This is a genomic window from Bacillus sp. IT-79MI2 (assembly GCF_949768135.1).
GTDB classification, from domain to species: domain Bacteria; phylum Bacillota; class Bacilli; order Bacillales; family Bacillaceae_G; genus Bacillus_A; species Bacillus_A pseudomycoides.
This window is the reverse complement of record NZ_CATKPV010000059.1, coordinates 19,336-35,879: the sequence shown is the minus strand read 5'-3', so window position 1 is coordinate 35,879 and position 16,544 is coordinate 19,336. Positions and strand designations below refer to the sequence as shown.

Below are 16,544 nucleotides of genomic sequence, written 5' to 3'. Positions count from 1 at the left end.
TGATTCTCTAAAAAATCATTTATTCTCTATCCTAACTACTCATTAAGTAGCCGTTCCTTTGCACTCACCTAATCGCTATTATATATTTAGAACCCAAATAAATAAAATGAATTATTTTAATAGAAATCATTTATAAAAATGATGGATGAATCTAATGTACTATAGTTAACCACCCTTCTTGGCGAAAAGGATGGCTTTTTCATTTACAACTATTGACATAATCAAAAAGAAACATTAAAATAACTATAAATTAGTAAGTCGCTAATTTATAGTTATTAAAAGGAGTGAGCAAAATGAAAAATATATTATTTCGTATTAATGAATTAGCGAAAAAAGAAAAAACTTCCGGACTAAAAGAAACTGAAAAACAGGAGCAACAAATGTTAAGACAAAGCTATATGAAAGAATTTCGCGGGAGTTTAGATTCCATTTTATTAAATACAACAATTATAGATCCTAATGAAGAAAATGTTACTCCACTTGCTTTACAGCATGCACAAAGTCGTATGAACCTTAAAAAATGAGATCCAAAATCGATTCAAACGACCAATTTCACAAAATAGTATCAACATAAAAAGAGCCCAATTTCTAAATCGAGAAATTCTGGCTCTTTTTATAGTATAGACATTGTTCTATACCTACTACATTGTAATTTAAATATCATATCAATCCGCATATTCTTGTTTCACCTGTTGATACTTTTCCCATGTATCGATATCGAAAAATATTTTGTCATTTTGAGACAACAATGAAATTCCATTTATCGTAGGCTTCATAAAAATCGCGCGTGCTCCTTCATCCCTTTTCAATGCTTGAAAAAGTGGAAATACTTTCTTTGTAAATAAAACAGGAGGTTGCCTTATTCCCCTATAACTCGCTGCTACAAAATGAATGTTTTTATTTTGCTCATAGCAACCTATTATCTTATTAATAAATTCAGCTGTCACAAATGGTTGATCAGCCAGAAGGACCATCACTCCATCTACATTCATTCGTTTCGCCTTCTCAATGCCGCATTGAAGAGAGTACGACTGTCCTCTACAAGCATTTGGACAAGAAAGAATGTGCACATTTTCACGGTGCATTCTTTTTAACATCCAAGCAGGCTCATTCGTAACAACAATAATATGTGAGAGCCTTGAAGAAATTGCTGCTTGTAACGCTAAATTCCCAAGTGGCTCCCCTTGTAATGGAAGGTGCAGCTTGTGTATTCCGGGTCCCATCCTCCGACTGTTTCCAGCAGCTAAATATATCCCTGCAATCTTTATTTTACTTCCCCCTTAATTCTTGGATGATTTCAGCTATTATACTAATCGCTATTTCAGTTGGCCCTTTTCCCCCAATTGCAAGCCCTACCGGAGAATGAACATTTTTAGGTATCGCCTTTCCTTCTAACAGACGAGCAGTGCGGTGACGTGGACCTAAAATACCGATATAGCGAACACATTGTTCCAATAAAAGTTCAACCAACTGCTGATCGCGTTGAAAGTGATGAGTCATAATCACAACAAAATCTTCTTCTCTTAATAGAAGTTGTGGTACAATCTCTTTTGGAAAACCATTCATACAAACATCTGCACTCGGAAAATGTGAAGAATTACATAACGATTCACGCCAATCACAAACTGTTACAAAAAAGTTTACTTCTTTTGCAAACCGAACAAGCGGTGTTGCATCCTCTCCCGCTCCAAAAATAAAAAGTCTTGGCCTTGGTGTAAAGTGTTGATAAAACCATTTACCGTGTAAACCATGTAAGGAAAGAGTTGGAAACAAATCCTCTTCATTCCCAAACGTATCACCATTCTCACTAATAAATAATGTTTGTATTAAAGAAATATTTTTTATCATCCGAACTGAAATACCCTTCTTAAGATATTCATATAGTGTTTGCAAAAAAACTTTGTACTCCTCATCTATATACTCGACTAATATATGAATGATACCATTACATCCCATTCCCCAAGATAAATCATCTTCTGCCCTCGTATTAAATTGATGAATAGACCATGTTTGATTCTCCATTACTTCGGCTGCATAAATAGAAACCTCTTCTTCTAAACAACCTGCACTTAACATTCCGACTTTTGTTCCATCTTCACAAAAAAGCATGATAGTTCCTTCTTTACAATATGCAGAACCTTCCACATGGATAATAGTTGCTAAGGCACACCGTTGTTCACACGATAGTAGTGCTTCTAGTACAGTATGAACAGAAGTCATTATTGATTCTCCCGTTGCTTTTGCAAGATAGATTTCACAGCTTCTTCAATCTCTTGATAACTTGTGCACCGACAAATATTAGAACTTAACCATTCTTCAATAACTAAATCATCCACATCCATTTTTTGTGTAACAAGCGCATGACAATTTATAATAAACCCAGGCGTACAATACCCACACTGAAAAGCCCATTTGTCTTCAAAAGCTTTCTGAATAGGAGTTTCTTGTAAACCTTCCACTGTTATAATCTGCTTACCAATTGCTTCTACTGCTAATATAATACAAGACTTAATAGGTATCCCTTCAACAAGAACGGTACAAGCACCGCAATCACCATTTTCACATCCTGGCTTGGCTCCTGTTAGACCAAGTCGATGTCGTAATGTATATAATAGCGTATCCCCCATTCTAACAACGACCTCTCTGTCCTCGCCGTTCACATGAAGACTTAATTGCCCCTTTCCCATTATCCCCTCACCTCTTCAAACTTTATTAATACATCATAAAGCACATGTTTCAAAACAAACTTACGATACTCACGCGAACCTCGTATATCATCCAATATAAGTGCAGGAATATGAAAAAGGGCGTGCTCAATTCTCTTCTTGACTGGTATACTTCCATCGTTTAACACCGATTCTACCGCGAGCGACCGAAATGGAAATGCGCACAATCCACTAAATGCGATTCGAATGGTATCATCACTTTTGAGTGCAGCAACCGTTACAAGTGGGTAATCGATTTTCTCTAATTGCCTTTTTTTTACACTGTAATAAGGAGATTCTATATATTTTTGATTGGTGATAATTTGTATAAGAAACTCACCTTTTTGCAATTGTAACTTCTCAATAAACGCTTGCTGTGACTTGATATACTTTATACCTTCTTTTCCTGCAATAACAAATGTGCTATCAGCTAGTAAAAAAGGGAGCACTGCTTCTCTATAAATAATTTTCCCTGCAATATTACCACCAAGCGTAATTTTATTTCTTGCTGTGTGATCTGCAGCTCTTCCGGCAGTTTCTCCAAGAAGAGGGAATACTTTTTCCTCTTGAACTTTTGTTAATGTTAATGTAGCTCCAAGAATAAGCTTTTGGTCATTCCATTCACAAATGTTACATTCGGGAATATCTTTCAAATCAATGACCGCATTCGTAATCATTTGCTGCAGACGCCCCATTGTAATAATTTCAGTGCCTCCCCCATAATAAATGGGCCTTTTCCCCTCTTTATCCAGCTGATGAAATAATCGGATTGCTTCTTCGATACAATTCGGACGATAATATTCAAAGTCAAATGGTATCATATACACCATTCTCCTCCGCTTGTTTTACTTTCCAAATCAATTCAGGATTAATAGGTAATTGACGAAGTGAAATACTAGCTGCAATAGATAACGCATTCGCTAAAGCAGCGGGCATACCGATAATTCCATGCTCACCAAGCCCTCTTGATCCAAATGCAGCTTGATCATGCGGTACTTCCACAAATTCAGCGATATATTTTGGATGTTGCCCATAATGCATCACTTTATAAGAACGAAACTGATTATTAAGAACTCTCCCATACAAGTCATAGTGAAATGTTTCTCTCGTCGCAAAACTTAATCCCATACTCATAGCCCCTATAATTTGTGTTTCTGCTCCCTTTCTATTTAAAATCCTTCCTGCATCTACAACCGTTACTGCTTTAATTAATTTATACGTATATAATTGTGGATCAAGTTCAACCTCTATTGCCTGTGCTCCCACTCCCCACTCTGGTCCTTGTTGTCCTTTTCCTGTTTCATAGTCAATCTTTGTTATTCCTTCAAAGATATATGTACCTCTTCCGATTATTTGCGCCCCTGCTACATTCCCACTCGAATCAACATATCCAAAAACAATTTTTGAAAATGGTACGTAAATATCTGGATTTGTTTTTACATATACAGTCTTGTTTGCAATTGTTAATTCACCTGCTGATATTCCAAGTACATTAGCCGTCGTATCTAGTAACTGCTTCATTACATCTTCCGTCGCTTTTACAACTGCATTTCCAACAAGGTGTGTCGTCCGACTGGCAGCTGTTTTCCAATGTTTTGGCGCTATTTGTGTATTGACTTCCATCATAATAGATACATCTTTAACATTCATATTCATTTTTTCTGCAACCATTTGTGTTAAAGTTGTTTTCGTTCCTTGTCCAATTTCCACTGCACCACAATTGACATTTACACTCCCATCACCATTAAAGGTTATAGTCGCACCCGCTCCAGCATTATTTGGTGTAGTCGAATTTTTCCAAAAGCAACTAATTCCTTTTGCCCGTATCCTCCCATTTGGTAAAACAATACGATTCCCTTCTTCCCAACTAATAAGCGATTTTAACTTTTGTAAACACGCCCGAATATCCCCAGTATTACTTTTTGTGACTAATACTTGTGTTGGTGTTGTATCTCCTCGCTCAATTCTATTTTTCATACGAAACTCAAGCGGACATATATTTACTTTATTTGCCAATATATCTATCATTCTTTCAATTACAAATGTATACTCGGCATGACTAAATCCACGAAACGATGTCGCATATGGATGATTCGTGTACATACAAAGCGAATCACACGATACATGCTGAATTGAGTATGGACCTGTACAGTCTAATCCGGCCGCTTTACTCATGGTCACTGCCCGATCAGCATATGCACCGCCATCAAATAAATATAAAATCTCGGCAGCTTGCAATTTCCCATTCTTTGTACATCCAAGCTTTACTTTTGCTTGTAAACCAATATGAACAGGCGATGTTACAAAATCTTCTTCTCTACTATTCCGAAGGGTAACACGCCTCCCCCCCACTGCTTTAGAAGCAAGATATACTAAATACTCAAGTTGTACCGTTGTTTTTCCACCATACGCCCCTCCAACTAAAGGCACATGTACAATTATTTTTTCTTCAGCAATTTGAAACGCCTTACTAAGCAATCTTTTAATTTCAAAAGGGGCTTGCGAAGTAGAATGAATAATAACCTCTCCATTTGGCTTAATTTCTGCTTTCGCACATCGCGTCTCTATTGCAGTATGATCAGATTGCCGAAAAGAAAACGTTTCCTCTACAACAACTTCACTATTTGCAAACCTTTCTCGAATATCTCCCTTACGAATTTTTGTTCTATTTGCAATGTTTGTATGTGCTTCTGGGTATACTTCTTCTTCTAATTCATATTGCTCTACGTTTTCATGTACGAGTATATCTCTTTCTAAATAGGCTTGTAGCGGGGCATGAACCACAGGGAGTTTCTTATATGTAACACGTATTTGCGCTGATGCATGTTTAGCAATCGCTTCGCTATCCGCTACGATAAGTGCAATAGGCTCACCAAAATACCGAACTTTTTCATAGGCTAACGGGGGACGATCTACAATACTAGAACCGACAAGAATAGGATAATCTGCTCCTGTTATCACAGCATGAACACCAGGGATTTCCTCAGCTCTCCTTATATCAATACTTTCAATAACAGCATGCGCATACACACTCGTTAAGAGTTTTGCGTATAAAGTACCTATCTCAATCTCGTCATCTACATATTTTGCTCTTCCCGTTACTTTGTCCGCACCTTCTTTTCGTTTAATACTTTTTCCAATGATGTGATACGGTTTCATTTTAGACCTCCCTCCCTTCCTTCTACTCTTCTACCAACCTATTCGTGGCCCCCCTCGTTTAGTACGAAACTCTTTATAGATGTACAATACATTAAGGCGAACTTCCCCTAACCTTGTGGACAGTTTACGAGGTTGAACTAGATAAGAAGCAGACAGAAAGAGTAATCCTGCAAAACGTTCGATCACCCCAGCAAATTCTCATTCAAATAGAAAAATGTCTTTCATGAACAGAATTCCAATGGTTAATAAAAATATATTCTTCACAAAAAAAGAAGCTCTCCCAACATATTTTTAGGACAGCTTCTTTCGTATATTCATTTGAAATTAGATTAAATCCTCTATCGAAAAAGCACCTGGCAACAATTGTTCAACCGTTACTTCTTTTTCATCGCCTTTTTGATTTGTTAATAAAACTGGCATTTTAGGCTTACAAAACTCAGCAATGACTTGTCTACAAGCTCCGCATGGTGAAATAGGCCCATCTGTTTTACCTGTAATTACTAAATAACTAAAATCACGTTCCCCTTCTGATACTGCTTTAAATATAGCTGTTCTCTCAGCACAATTACATAAACCGTAAGAAGCATTCTCTATATTACAACCTGTATAGATTTTACCTTCTTTCGTAACTAGCGCTGCGCCAACTGGGAATTTAGAATACGGAATATAAGCTTTTTCTAACATTTTTGTCGCTTCTTCAATATATCTTTTTTTATCCATATTATTTCCTCCTCAAAGTAAATTCCATTCTACGAATCATTAATCAGTTATAATTGTATGAATTAAGTTAGGAGTTTCAGCTTTTTCTGATACAGAAATGTTTTCATAAATTTTAGCTTTTACATCTTCCACGTTTTCACGATTCGCGTAAATCGTAACAAGTGGTTCCCCTTCTTTTACAGCTTCACCAACTTTTTTACGTAGCATTAAACCAACTGCTAAATCAATTTCATCTTCTTTTGTTGCACGACCTGCCCCTAGAAGCATGGCAGCAATACCTATTTCATCTGCCACAATGTTAGAGACTACACCTGAAGTTTTAGCAGGTACATCAATTACATATTTAGCTTGTGGTAACTTTTCTGGATGATCTACAATTGAGCTATCTCCACCTTGATTACTCAAGAACTCCTTAAACTTCTCAATTGCTTTTCCATTTTTCATAACTTCTTTTAGCATTTCACGTGCTTCTTCTAACGTATTCGCTTTTTTCCCAAGTACAACCATTTGACTACCTAATACAAGTACTAATTCCGTTAAATCTTCTGGACCTTCCCCTTTTAATGTATCAATCGCTTCTTGTACTTCAAGAGCATTACCAATTGCAAAACCAAGAGGTTGTGACATGTCTGAAATAACAGCCATCGTTTGACGTCCAACATTATTTCCGATTCGTACCATTGCGTGTGCTAATTCTTTCGCATCCTCTTCTGTTTTCATGAATGCACCAGCACCTGTCTTAACATCAAGAACAATTGCATCAGCACCAGCTGCAATTTTTTTACTCATAATCGAACTTGCGATTAACGGAATTGAATTTACTGTTCCCGTAACATCACGTAGTGCATATATTTTTTTATCAGCAGGTGTTAAATTTCCTGTTTGTCCAATAACCGCAACCTTATCACGATTCACTAATTCAATGAACTGCTCTTTCGTAATTTCAACATGGAAGCCTTCTACCGCTTCTAATTTATCGATCGTACCACCTGTATGACCTAAACCACGACCAGACATTTTTGCAACTGGTACATCTAAAGCAGCTACTAATGGTCCTAACACTAATGTTGTTGTATCACCAACACCGCCAGTTGAATGTTTATCTACTTTAACTCCTTCAATCTCAGATAAATCAATTGTTTCTCCAGAATGCACCATAGCCATCGTTAAATCGGCACGTTCACGGTCAGACATGTCTTTGAAAAAGATAGCCATTGCCAGTGCACTTACTTGGTAATCAGGTATTGATCCATCTGTATACCCTTTGATAAAGAATTGAATCTCCTCTGTTGTTAATTCTTTACCATCACGTTTTTTCGCAATAATATCTACCATTCTCATCTGAATCACCAATCCTTTTTATTTTTTATTCGTCTAGCTCTTAAATTCTTAATATATTAAACCAACTATTGTTGCTGATAAAAAGCTTACTAAAGTTGCACCAAAGAGTAATTTCAAACCAAATCTTGCTACTACATTCCCTTGTTTTTCATTCAAACTTTTAACAGCACCGGCGATAATTCCGATTGAAGAGAAGTTTGCGAATGAAACAAGGAACACTGATATGATTGCTGTTGTTCTGCCTGAAAAATTAAAATTCCCTTGTGCTAAATTTGTCATAGCTACAAATTCATTTGATACAAGTTTCGTTGCCATGATGTTACCTGCGTTAACAGCTTCATGCCAAGGGACACCTATAATAAAAGCAAATGGCGCAAATACATAGCCAAGGATTTCTTGGAATGAGATACCAATTACTCCTTTAAAAATTGCATTAATGAAAGCAATTAATGCAACAAACCCAATTAACATAGCCGCTACTGTAATAGCAACTTTAAAACCATCTATTATATATTCCCCTAACACTTCAAAAAAGCTCTTTTTCTCTTCCTCTTGTACTTCTAACATATCTTCTTCTTCAGTAACCTCATAAGGATTAATAATCGAAGCGATAATAAAACCACCAAACAAGTTAAGCACTAAAGCGGTTACAACGTATTGCGGTTTTAATAACACCATATATGATCCAACTATAGACATAGAAACCGTAGACATTGCAGACGCACATAATGTGTATAATCTTCTTTCTGATAGTAGACCTAGCTGCTTCTTAACAGAAATAAACACCTCTGATTGTCCTAAAATCGCTGAAGCCACAGCGTTATACGATTCAAGTTTCCCCATCCCATTTATTTTACTTAAAGCTAAACCAATGTATTTCACAATAAATGGCAATACCTTAATATGTTGCAGGATACCAATTAAAGCTGATATAAAAACAATTGGCATTAATACCCCTAAAAAGAATGAAAATTCTTTTTGGTTTACCAAACCACCAAATACGAAATTAACACCATCGCCAGCATACTTTAACAATTGTCCAAAACCATCTGCAATTCCAGCAATTAGTACATTCCCGATGCTTGTATTTAATAGTAAGAAACCTAAAATAAACTGAAGTACAATCATCGTTATAATAGGACGATATTTCACTTTTCTTCTATTATTACTAGCAAGCCATGCGATACCTAAAATAATTACGAGACCTATGATACCTACTAAGTATTTCATAAAACTTCCCTTCCTTTTCCGTATCCGCTTACATATTTTTCAATTATTAAAGCAATAGATACACCATGCCTTTTTAACACCCGTGTACCTATTGCTTCTAGCTTTTATTGATTAGTAATTATCTGAAACACCATTTTTGTCATCTAATGCGATTGCAACACTTGCACTTGCACCGATTCTAGAAGCTCCAGCTTCAATCATTTTTTCTGCATCTTCACGTGTACGAACACCACCAGATGCTTTCACACCAACGTTTTCTCCAACTGTTTTACGCATTAATGCGATATCTTCAGCAGTTGCTCCACCAGTTGAGAATCCAGTTGAAGTTTTTACAAAATCAGCTCCAGCTTTTACAGATAATTCACAAGCACGAACTTTTTCTTCATCTGTTAATAAGCAAGTTTCAATAATAACTTTTACAAGTGCTTTTCCTTTTGCAGCTTCTACAACTTCACGAATATCGTTTTCAACAAATTCATTATCGCCATCTTTTAAAGCACCAACATTGATTACCATGTCTACTTCAGTTGCACCTTTTGCAATTACATCTTTCGTTTCAAATACTTTTGTTTCAGTTGTATTTGCACCTAAAGGGAATCCAATAACTGTACAAACATCCACATCATGGCCTGCTAATTCTTCAGCGGCTAATTTTACCCATGTAGGATTAATACAAACAGAAGCGAAATTATATTTCTTTGCTTCTTCTAAAACTTTCATAACATCTTCTTTTGTTGTATTCGGTTTTAAAACTGTATGATCAATTAATTTTGCAATGTTCATTTTCTTCACTCCTCATATCTTTTAACAACTTCATTCTAACTCCACTTTGAACAAATGTAAACACACTTTTGAAATTTTGTTCAACATTTTTTGAGATATTGAAATAAGTCTTTAAAATTTACACAAAAAGGGAGCTGCCATATTAACAGCTCCCTCATAAAACACAAAATTTATTCATTCATAAAGTGAAACTTTAATTAGTGGGGGTTTTCTTCATCCCACTGATTATTAGCCCTCACCAATCGGGCTTTTACGGGCAGCTTATCTCCCACCTAACTTCTTTGCTTTTGCCCAATTTTAAGGTGGGAGTTTTACTGCCCGTTAATGCGGGATAAAAAAATCTATTTCACAAATTTCTTATCCAAACCATTATTTCATCATGAAATTTTCATTGAAAAACGCACATGTTGCACAGCCACATACGAAAAGAAGGTTTCTCAAATTTATACTTTTGAGAAACCTTCTTTTTTAACCTTTTTTATAATTTAAAAGTTCTTTCGCGGTATGCTGATCTATAATCAACACATTTGCATACCCACCGCTTAACGCACCATCAATTGCCTTCACTTTTCGAGAACCTCCAGCAACCAGAACAGAACGTTTCTTTAACCTTAATTCTTCTAAATCAATTCCAATTGTACGCTTATTAATTTCCTCACTACAAATATTACCGTCTCCATCAAAGAAGCGTGAACAAATGTCACCAACAGCTTGATTTTTCAATATGTCCATTTCGTTCTTATCCAAATAACCTAATCGGAATAATAACGCTTCATCTCGTACAGTTCCCACAGTAAAAATTGCAATGTTCGCTTGTTTTCCCATTTCAATAATGTGATGAATATGTCTATCCTGTTCTACTAATTCCTTTGTCACTGCATTATCAAATATAACTGGGAGTGGCAAATTTCGAGGTGTCGTTTGAAAGGCATCTGCAAATAAAGCAATTGTTTCATTCGCATACGTATTAACACTTGAGTGACTAATACCCCCTTTTAATTGAACAACCTCTACCCCTTTTACATGTTGAGGCACAATTTTTCTCGCGATTTCATACATAGTGGTTCCCCAGCTCACACCAACGATATCACCATTTGTAACAGTCTTCTCCATATATTCAGCAGCATACTTACTAATATACTCCGTAATCGCCGTGTACTCTGGTACAGGGGAAAATACGACGTGCGCTTCTAATAAATTATATTTTTCTTTAAGTAGGTTACCTACATTATCTAAATCAGCAAATGGATCCGCTATATGAATTTGAACAAACCCTTTTTCTTTCGCATATTTTAACAGTCTTGAAATGGTTGGTCTGGAGATATTCAATTTATTAGCAATTTCTTGTTGGCTATAATCAGATTGGTAGTATAATCTTGCAACTTCAACGCTTAGTTGTTGTTTTTCTTTATCCATACTAAATATATCCTTCCTTACATTTTCTATACTCAAATACATCATACTTACAAGCATTATACCGCTTTATTCCAGAAAATTCGACCATCTAAATTGATAGCCAACATTTTCAGAGTAACTGCATTCAAATTTATCCCGCTATTTGTGCGCAGTAAGACTCCCACCTTAAAATTCGGCAAAAGTAATGAAGTTAGATGGGAGTCTTACTGCCCGTAAAATCCTTCACTTTATTTATTTTGGAAAAAATCTCTATTAATAAATTTCTTTTTTCCGTCCCTTGAATTAAAGCATATGAGGTTCCTTAAACCTCTATTTATCCTCGTTTCAAACTTCAACCAAAACAAAAAATCAGTGGAGGCCACCCCACTGATTAGAGTCTTACTTTATTTCACTGCATCCTCATGTAATTTTTCTGTATAATTCTCGACATCCTGCCAGCTATCTCTAGCTGTATTCAGATCTTCTTTAATAAAGGTAAACTCCTCAGGACTGATACTTTTTACATTTTGTAACAAGTTATTATACTTAGCACCAATTGTATACCACTGATTCGAAATATTTTGAAGAGAAGTAATGGCTGCATCAATTGTTTCCGTCATGTTTATTGTTTTATTTTTCACATCAGTCAAAATAGCTACCTCTGCCTGCGCCCCAGAAATTCTCGCCTTTAAATTTTCGATTTCTCTCTCTGCATTTGCAATATCTTTCTTGGCAACAGCAATCATTGGTCCACCTGCAAGACACGTAATTAACGCCGCGCAAAGCACTGACCCAGCAATCACCATATCATTACTTTTTTTAATTGAATCATTATAAGTATTGATTTGCTGCTGCAAAAGTGGAATTCCAGCATTCGTACTTGCTAAAATTGCTGTTAATTGATTTGCATCACCTTTAAAGCTTTTTGTATCTTCCGCCATTCTATTTCGAAACGTTTTTAGATTTTCTAATAGCTTATCCACTTCACTCTGATTAGTCAAAATGATATTGTATAATTTTTCTAAATCGGATTTCAATTTCTCTCTGTTTTTCTGGTCAACAGCTGCTATTAGACTGCTGTAATAAGATTGAACCGTCCCATTAAATTCCACTATATTTTGATCTGTTTTCATAATTTGAGGTTTCATTTCATCTAACCAATATGTTGCATTCGTTTTTGCCTCTTTTTGATGCTTAAGCATATTTTCTTTTAAATCACCATTTATTGAACTTATCTTACTCAAATCTGTTTCTTGTTGATTCCGAATTGTTTTCGCTTTTTTTCTCAGTATTTAACAACATGAAAGAACAACTCCTTCTATTAGAAAGTTATAATACTAAAATCTTCTACAATATTTACACTGTCCCCGCCTTCTTTGATAATAAGCAATGGTTGCTAGCCCTAATGCTACTCCCCATGGAAGCCAAAATAGTGAAGGTCCTAATTCTCCCCAATTTCCAGTATTGATTGAACCGTCCAATATTTTCAAAATGATAATCGGACTTATTTTTAATCCCGCAAGAGTGATAAGAACAGATGCACATGTTGCTGTCCACTTGTCTCCAAATTAACTATAATACCCGTTTGTTCTTGCCACATCCCCACATAATCTTTTAATGCATGTGCCAAATTCTTCCCCTCCAATGGGACAGGACGTAATTCCCGAATCAATACACTTAGCTCCCTCTGCGTTTGATGTAACAAGTTTTCTGCCTTTAACAAATGGCCTTTAGCGGTATCATCATCTTTTCCGATAAAAGATTTGCTAGTATTTAACCAGATAGATGTAGCAAACAGTTGCTGCTTAATACTATCATGTAGCTCACGAGCTAATCGATTGCGTTCCTCAAGTGTCGCTAAATCTTGCCGCACTCTAAGTAAGGTATGTAATTGTTTCGCCATTTGATTCAACTTACGTGCCAACTGCCCCAATTCATCCTTTGAAGGATCATGTATAAATGTTGTGAAATCTCCTTGACTCCATTGATCTGTAGAGTTTAATATCTTTTGAATACGACGAACGAGACTTCGAGAGGTGATAATTCCAAAGGTAATACCAACAATTGCTGCACCAATAAAGAAAGCTAAAATACTAAATCCAAAAAACTGAAAAGTAGCCCTCCAAAAATCGACCAAAGAAAAATGTATGTTTTCTGCTTTGACTACTAATACCCCAAGAACATCTTTCTCATTAGATAACGGAGCAACAATATATAAAACCCCACCTTTATGATAGCTATATGTTTTTAATTTACGTGCTTCGGATGGTTTCAGTGACAGAGCTGTATATATATTTTGATAAACTTTCGCAGGGAATTCTGCTTTAAAATCAATAAACTGGGGCACATTCTCTCCAGCACTTGCGAGTAATCTCCCGTTTGGATCAGTCACCACAGAAAATCCATCGAATTCGGTCCCTACTTCTATGGGCCAATCCTCTAAAGCCTTCTTCAGTTGATTTTGATTAATCAATGGTCCATTAAAGTTAGAAGATATATTTTGGGCCTGTATGCTTATCTGTTGTTCAAACATTTGGTCAGCATTATATTTCACTAGACTAAGTGAAATAAGAAAGCCTACCACTTCAAGGGTTAATAGAACACCAATGGTTGTTAACACGTAAAATAAAGTCAGTTTCCACTGCAAACGGTGGAAATATCGGACAAAACGAGGCAGAAATTTCATGTTCTTTTCTTCCTAATTGAAAATATAGTGACTATCGTATTGTTTAACTTTTATTAAAACCTACTCCCTACTATATGATATACATTATAATTTCATATCCCTCCCCCCCCAAGATTCTGCTTTATATAATTGATTTTAAATTACATTTTTCTTGATAAATCAAAGATTTCCTGGCATACTTTTAAAATTATTTGTGCACGAATATAGCCTCTCCTTACACTTCTATAAACCAAATCCTTTCCCTTCTTATCATTACTTCTTAAAAATGTAGATTGGGATGGAGAAACATATATAAACTATACCCTTTTACTTAATGGAGAATGTAGATGTGGAAAATTCATTTTTGGAATAATATTCTTAAAGGAAAAATCAAAAACTATATATCTTTATTGTATTAATTAAAGACATTCATAAAATATGGATAATCATTTAAAAAACCGAGGTCGTTCAAAGAATTGGTGAAAATAAACGGGAGGAATTTTAACAACGTTAGGAAAAATAAATTTTGGGATCGTAAACAGCTTCGAAATACCAAATTTAAAACAAAGATTAGGTATACAATCTATTAATATAAAAAGGTAGCTCTACATAAGTAAAGCTACCTTAGAAATTGTTTGTTCTATAATCTTTATTTTTTCAAATGATAAGGTACCGTCGTAATAACTACATTTCTCTTATACAGCAAGAATGCGCGAATCAGTAAGCTCGATTGATTATGAAGAATATTGTGCCAACCTTTCTTAGGAATAAATTGCGGTATTACTACAGTAACCCGATAATTTGATTCGTTAGCTTTATATTGAACTGTATCAATAAATTTAGTTAGCGGCTGAATAATACTTCTGTAATGAGAATGTAGTGTCACCAGCCTAACTCCAGGCTGCCATTTCTTCCATTTTTCTTCAAACTTCTTCTCATCTTCTCTTTCAAAAGAAACATAAACAGCTATGACCTGATCTGGTGAAAGGGATTTAGCATAATTTAATGAGTTCTCTACTACATGAGTCATGCCAGCAACAGGAACAATGATTACATTCCCTTGAATCGGCACAATTGGTTCACAAGTTCTAAGACTTAATTGATCACCTACTGCTTCATAATGCTTTCTAATTCGATGAAAAACAATGATAATGACAGGTAAGAAAATTAACACTGTCCAAACTTGTGCAAACTTAGTTAAAAAGAACATACTCATAACTATAAAACTAATAATAGCACCCGTTAAATTAATCGTTAATTTTAAAATCCACCCTTTAGGCTTTTCACGAATCCATTTTACCACCATTCCAGACTGGGACAACGTAAATGGAATAAACACGCCTACTGCATAAAGTGGAATGAGATGTTCCGTTTGCCCTTGGAAAGCAATAATTAAAAGAATTGAAGCAATTCCAAGTATGATAATTCCATTTGAATACCCTAATCGGTCTCCTCTAACTGTAAACATTCTAGGTATAAACTTATCTTTTGCAAGATTAACTGCTAGTAAAGGAAAAGCAGAATAACCAGTATTAGCAGCAAGTATTAATATCAACGCTGTTGTTCCTTGAATAAAGAAATACATGAAGTTCCGTCCAAATGTTTCTTCGGCAATTTGTGAAACAACTGTTACCTCTTCACTTGGAGTAACACCATAATAGTAAGCTAAATATACGATTCCTGAAAATAACACTGCAAGTAAGGAGCCCATCGCAAGTAACGTTTTAGCAGCATTTTTAGGAGCCGGATCTTTAAAGTTTGGAATCGCATTGGAAATGGCTTCAACACCTGTCAAAGCAGAACTACCTGATGCAAATGCTCTTAAGAGTAAAAACAAACTAACCCCTGCTACTGGTGTACCAATTGGTGTATGCAAATTAGGTGAGACTTCACCTGTTACAATGTTGTATATACCTACACCGATTAATATAAATAACGCTAAAACAAATAAATAAACGGGATAAGCTAAAACAGAAGCTGATTCCGTTACTCCTCTTAAGTTCAAAATTGTAATAAATAAGACAAAGATAATAGCAATAACCACATTATGAGCATGTAGACTAGGAAAAGCAGATGTAAGTGCATCTGTACCTGCAGATACACTTACTGCCACCGTTAAAATGTAGTCTACTAATAAGGAACCTCCAGCTATTAACCCTGGATTCACACCTAAATTTTCTTTTGATACTACATACGCTCCTCCCCCATGAGGATACGCAAAAATAATTTGTCTATAAGACAAAATTAGAGCTGTTAGCAAAACTAAGACTCCTATTGCGATTGGAATAGAATACCAAAATGCTAACGCCCCCACTGTAGATAGAGCAATTAATATTTGCTCCGGACCATAGGCAACCGATGATAATGCGTCAGAAGATAGAATCGCTAACGCTTTCGTTTTATTAAGCTTTTGCTCTCCTAATTCGGTTGATTTTAATGGTCTTCCAATTAAAAACCTCTTTATAGTTGAAACCACTGCTGTCCACTCTCCAATAACTTTGTACGTACATTTCTCTTTTAGTCAAATTAATATACTATTTTTCAGA

General features: G+C 35.5%; 13 protein-coding genes and 1 pseudogene. 1 reads left to right on the top strand and 13 read right to left on the bottom strand.

All coding sequences use genetic code 11. The features are described from left to right. The first annotated feature begins 293 nt into the window (after window positions 1-293). Window positions 294-524 carry a DUF896 domain-containing protein gene (locus tag ACM6HU_RS12875; RefSeq protein WP_016114446.1) on the top strand — a complete coding sequence of 77 codons (231 nt, stop codon included), beginning with the start codon at window positions 294-296 and terminating at the stop codon, window positions 522-524. A gap of 141 nt (window positions 525-665) precedes the next feature. Here the strand turns inward: ACM6HU_RS12875 and ACM6HU_RS12870 are convergent, their stop codons facing one another. The 13 genes and pseudogenes from ACM6HU_RS12870 to ACM6HU_RS12810 form a co-directional block, all read right to left on the bottom strand. Further along, window positions 666-1,268 carry a nucleotidyltransferase family protein gene (locus ACM6HU_RS12870; protein WP_077295458.1) on the bottom strand — a complete coding sequence of 201 codons (603 nt, stop codon included), beginning with the start codon at window positions 1,266-1,268 and terminating at the stop codon, window positions 666-668. 1 nt (window position 1,269) lies between these two features. Next, window positions 1,270-2,220 carry an XdhC family protein gene (locus ACM6HU_RS12865; RefSeq protein ID WP_016114444.1) on the bottom strand — a complete coding sequence of 317 codons (951 nt, stop codon included), beginning with the start codon at window positions 2,218-2,220 and terminating at the stop codon, window positions 1,270-1,272. After that, window positions 2,220-2,687: a (2Fe-2S)-binding protein gene (locus ACM6HU_RS12860; RefSeq protein WP_016114443.1), complete on the bottom strand. Its 468-nt coding sequence runs from the start codon at window positions 2,685-2,687 to the stop codon at window positions 2,220-2,222. The genes ACM6HU_RS12865 and ACM6HU_RS12860 overlap by 1 nt, the downstream gene beginning before the upstream one ends. Continuing rightward, window positions 2,687-3,526 carry an FAD binding domain-containing protein gene (locus ACM6HU_RS12855; RefSeq protein ID WP_016114442.1) on the bottom strand — a complete coding sequence of 280 codons (840 nt, stop codon included), beginning with the start codon at window positions 3,524-3,526 and terminating at the stop codon, window positions 2,687-2,689. Before ACM6HU_RS12855 ends, ACM6HU_RS12860 begins: the two co-directional genes overlap by 1 nt. After that, window positions 3,513-5,864, bottom strand: coding sequence for a xanthine dehydrogenase family protein molybdopterin-binding subunit (locus ACM6HU_RS12850; RefSeq protein WP_016114441.1), 2,352 nt, complete (start codon window positions 5,862-5,864; stop codon window positions 3,513-3,515). Before ACM6HU_RS12850 ends, ACM6HU_RS12855 begins: the two co-directional genes overlap by 14 nt. Window positions 5,865-6,188: 324 nt before the next feature. Then, complete coding sequence (locus ACM6HU_RS12845) at window positions 6,189-6,584, bottom strand: cytidine deaminase (RefSeq protein ID WP_016114440.1); 396 nt, start codon at window positions 6,582-6,584, stop codon at window positions 6,189-6,191. Between the two features lie 39 nt (window positions 6,585-6,623). Then, window positions 6,624-7,925 (bottom strand): pyrimidine-nucleoside phosphorylase, encoded by a 1,302-nt coding sequence (locus ACM6HU_RS12840; protein ID WP_016114439.1) that lies wholly within the window; start codon window positions 7,923-7,925, stop codon window positions 6,624-6,626. Window positions 7,926-7,973: 48 nt separating this feature from the next. After that, on the bottom strand, window positions 7,974-9,155 hold the full coding sequence (locus ACM6HU_RS12835) for a NupC/NupG family nucleoside CNT transporter (protein ID WP_016114438.1): 1,182 nt from the start codon (window positions 9,153-9,155) through the stop codon (window positions 7,974-7,976). A gap of 111 nt (window positions 9,156-9,266) precedes the next feature. Beyond that, window positions 9,267-9,938 (bottom strand): deoxyribose-phosphate aldolase, encoded by a 672-nt coding sequence (deoC, locus tag ACM6HU_RS12830; RefSeq protein ID WP_016114437.1) that lies wholly within the window; start codon window positions 9,936-9,938, stop codon window positions 9,267-9,269. Between the two features lie 468 nt (window positions 9,939-10,406). Then, complete coding sequence (locus ACM6HU_RS12825) at window positions 10,407-11,354, bottom strand: sugar-binding transcriptional regulator (protein ID WP_016114436.1); 948 nt, start codon at window positions 11,352-11,354, stop codon at window positions 10,407-10,409. 383 nt (window positions 11,355-11,737) lie between these two features. After that, window positions 11,738-12,610: pseudogene (locus tag ACM6HU_RS12820) on the bottom strand (HBL/NHE enterotoxin family protein); the annotation flags it as partial. A 233-nt stretch (window positions 12,611-12,843) separates the two neighbouring features. Next, entirely contained in the window at window positions 12,844-13,980 is a 1,137-nt protein-coding gene (locus ACM6HU_RS12815) for a histidine kinase (protein WP_414848221.1), read from the bottom strand. 667 nt (window positions 13,981-14,647) lie between these two features. Next, window positions 14,648-16,474: an APC family permease gene (locus ACM6HU_RS12810; protein WP_016114433.1), complete on the bottom strand. Its 1,827-nt coding sequence runs from the start codon at window positions 16,472-16,474 to the stop codon at window positions 14,648-14,650. Window positions 16,475-16,544 lie beyond the last annotated feature (70 nt).

Bases quoted from the DNA above. Each gene is read 5' to 3' on its own strand.
- ACM6HU_RS12875 (WP_016114446.1), top strand. From the start codon at position 294: ATGAAAAATATATTATTTCGTATTAATGAATTAGCGAAAAAAGAAAAA.
- ACM6HU_RS12865 (WP_016114444.1), bottom strand. From the start codon at position 2,220: ATGACTTCTGTTCATACTGTACTAGAAGCACTACTATCGTGTGAACAA.
- ACM6HU_RS12860 (WP_016114443.1), bottom strand. From the start codon at position 2,687: ATGGGAAAGGGGCAATTAAGTCTTCATGTGAACGGCGAGGACAGAGAG.
- ACM6HU_RS12855 (WP_016114442.1), bottom strand. From the start codon at position 3,526: ATGATACCATTTGACTTTGAATATTATCGTCCGAATTGTATCGAAGAA.
- ACM6HU_RS12850 (WP_016114441.1), bottom strand. From the start codon at position 5,864: ATGAAACCGTATCACATCATTGGAAAAAGTATTAAACGAAAAGAAGGT.
- ACM6HU_RS12845 (WP_016114440.1), bottom strand. From the start codon at position 6,584: ATGGATAAAAAAAGATATATTGAAGAAGCGACAAAAATGTTAGAAAAA.
- ACM6HU_RS12840 (WP_016114439.1), bottom strand. From the start codon at position 7,925: ATGAGAATGGTAGATATTATTGCGAAAAAACGTGATGGTAAAGAATTA.
- ACM6HU_RS12835 (WP_016114438.1), bottom strand. From the start codon at position 9,155: ATGAAATACTTAGTAGGTATCATAGGTCTCGTAATTATTTTAGGTATC.
- deoC (WP_016114437.1), bottom strand. From the start codon at position 9,938: ATGAACATTGCAAAATTAATTGATCATACAGTTTTAAAACCGAATACA.
- ACM6HU_RS12825 (WP_016114436.1), bottom strand. From the start codon at position 11,354: ATGGATAAAGAAAAACAACAACTAAGCGTTGAAGTTGCAAGATTATAC.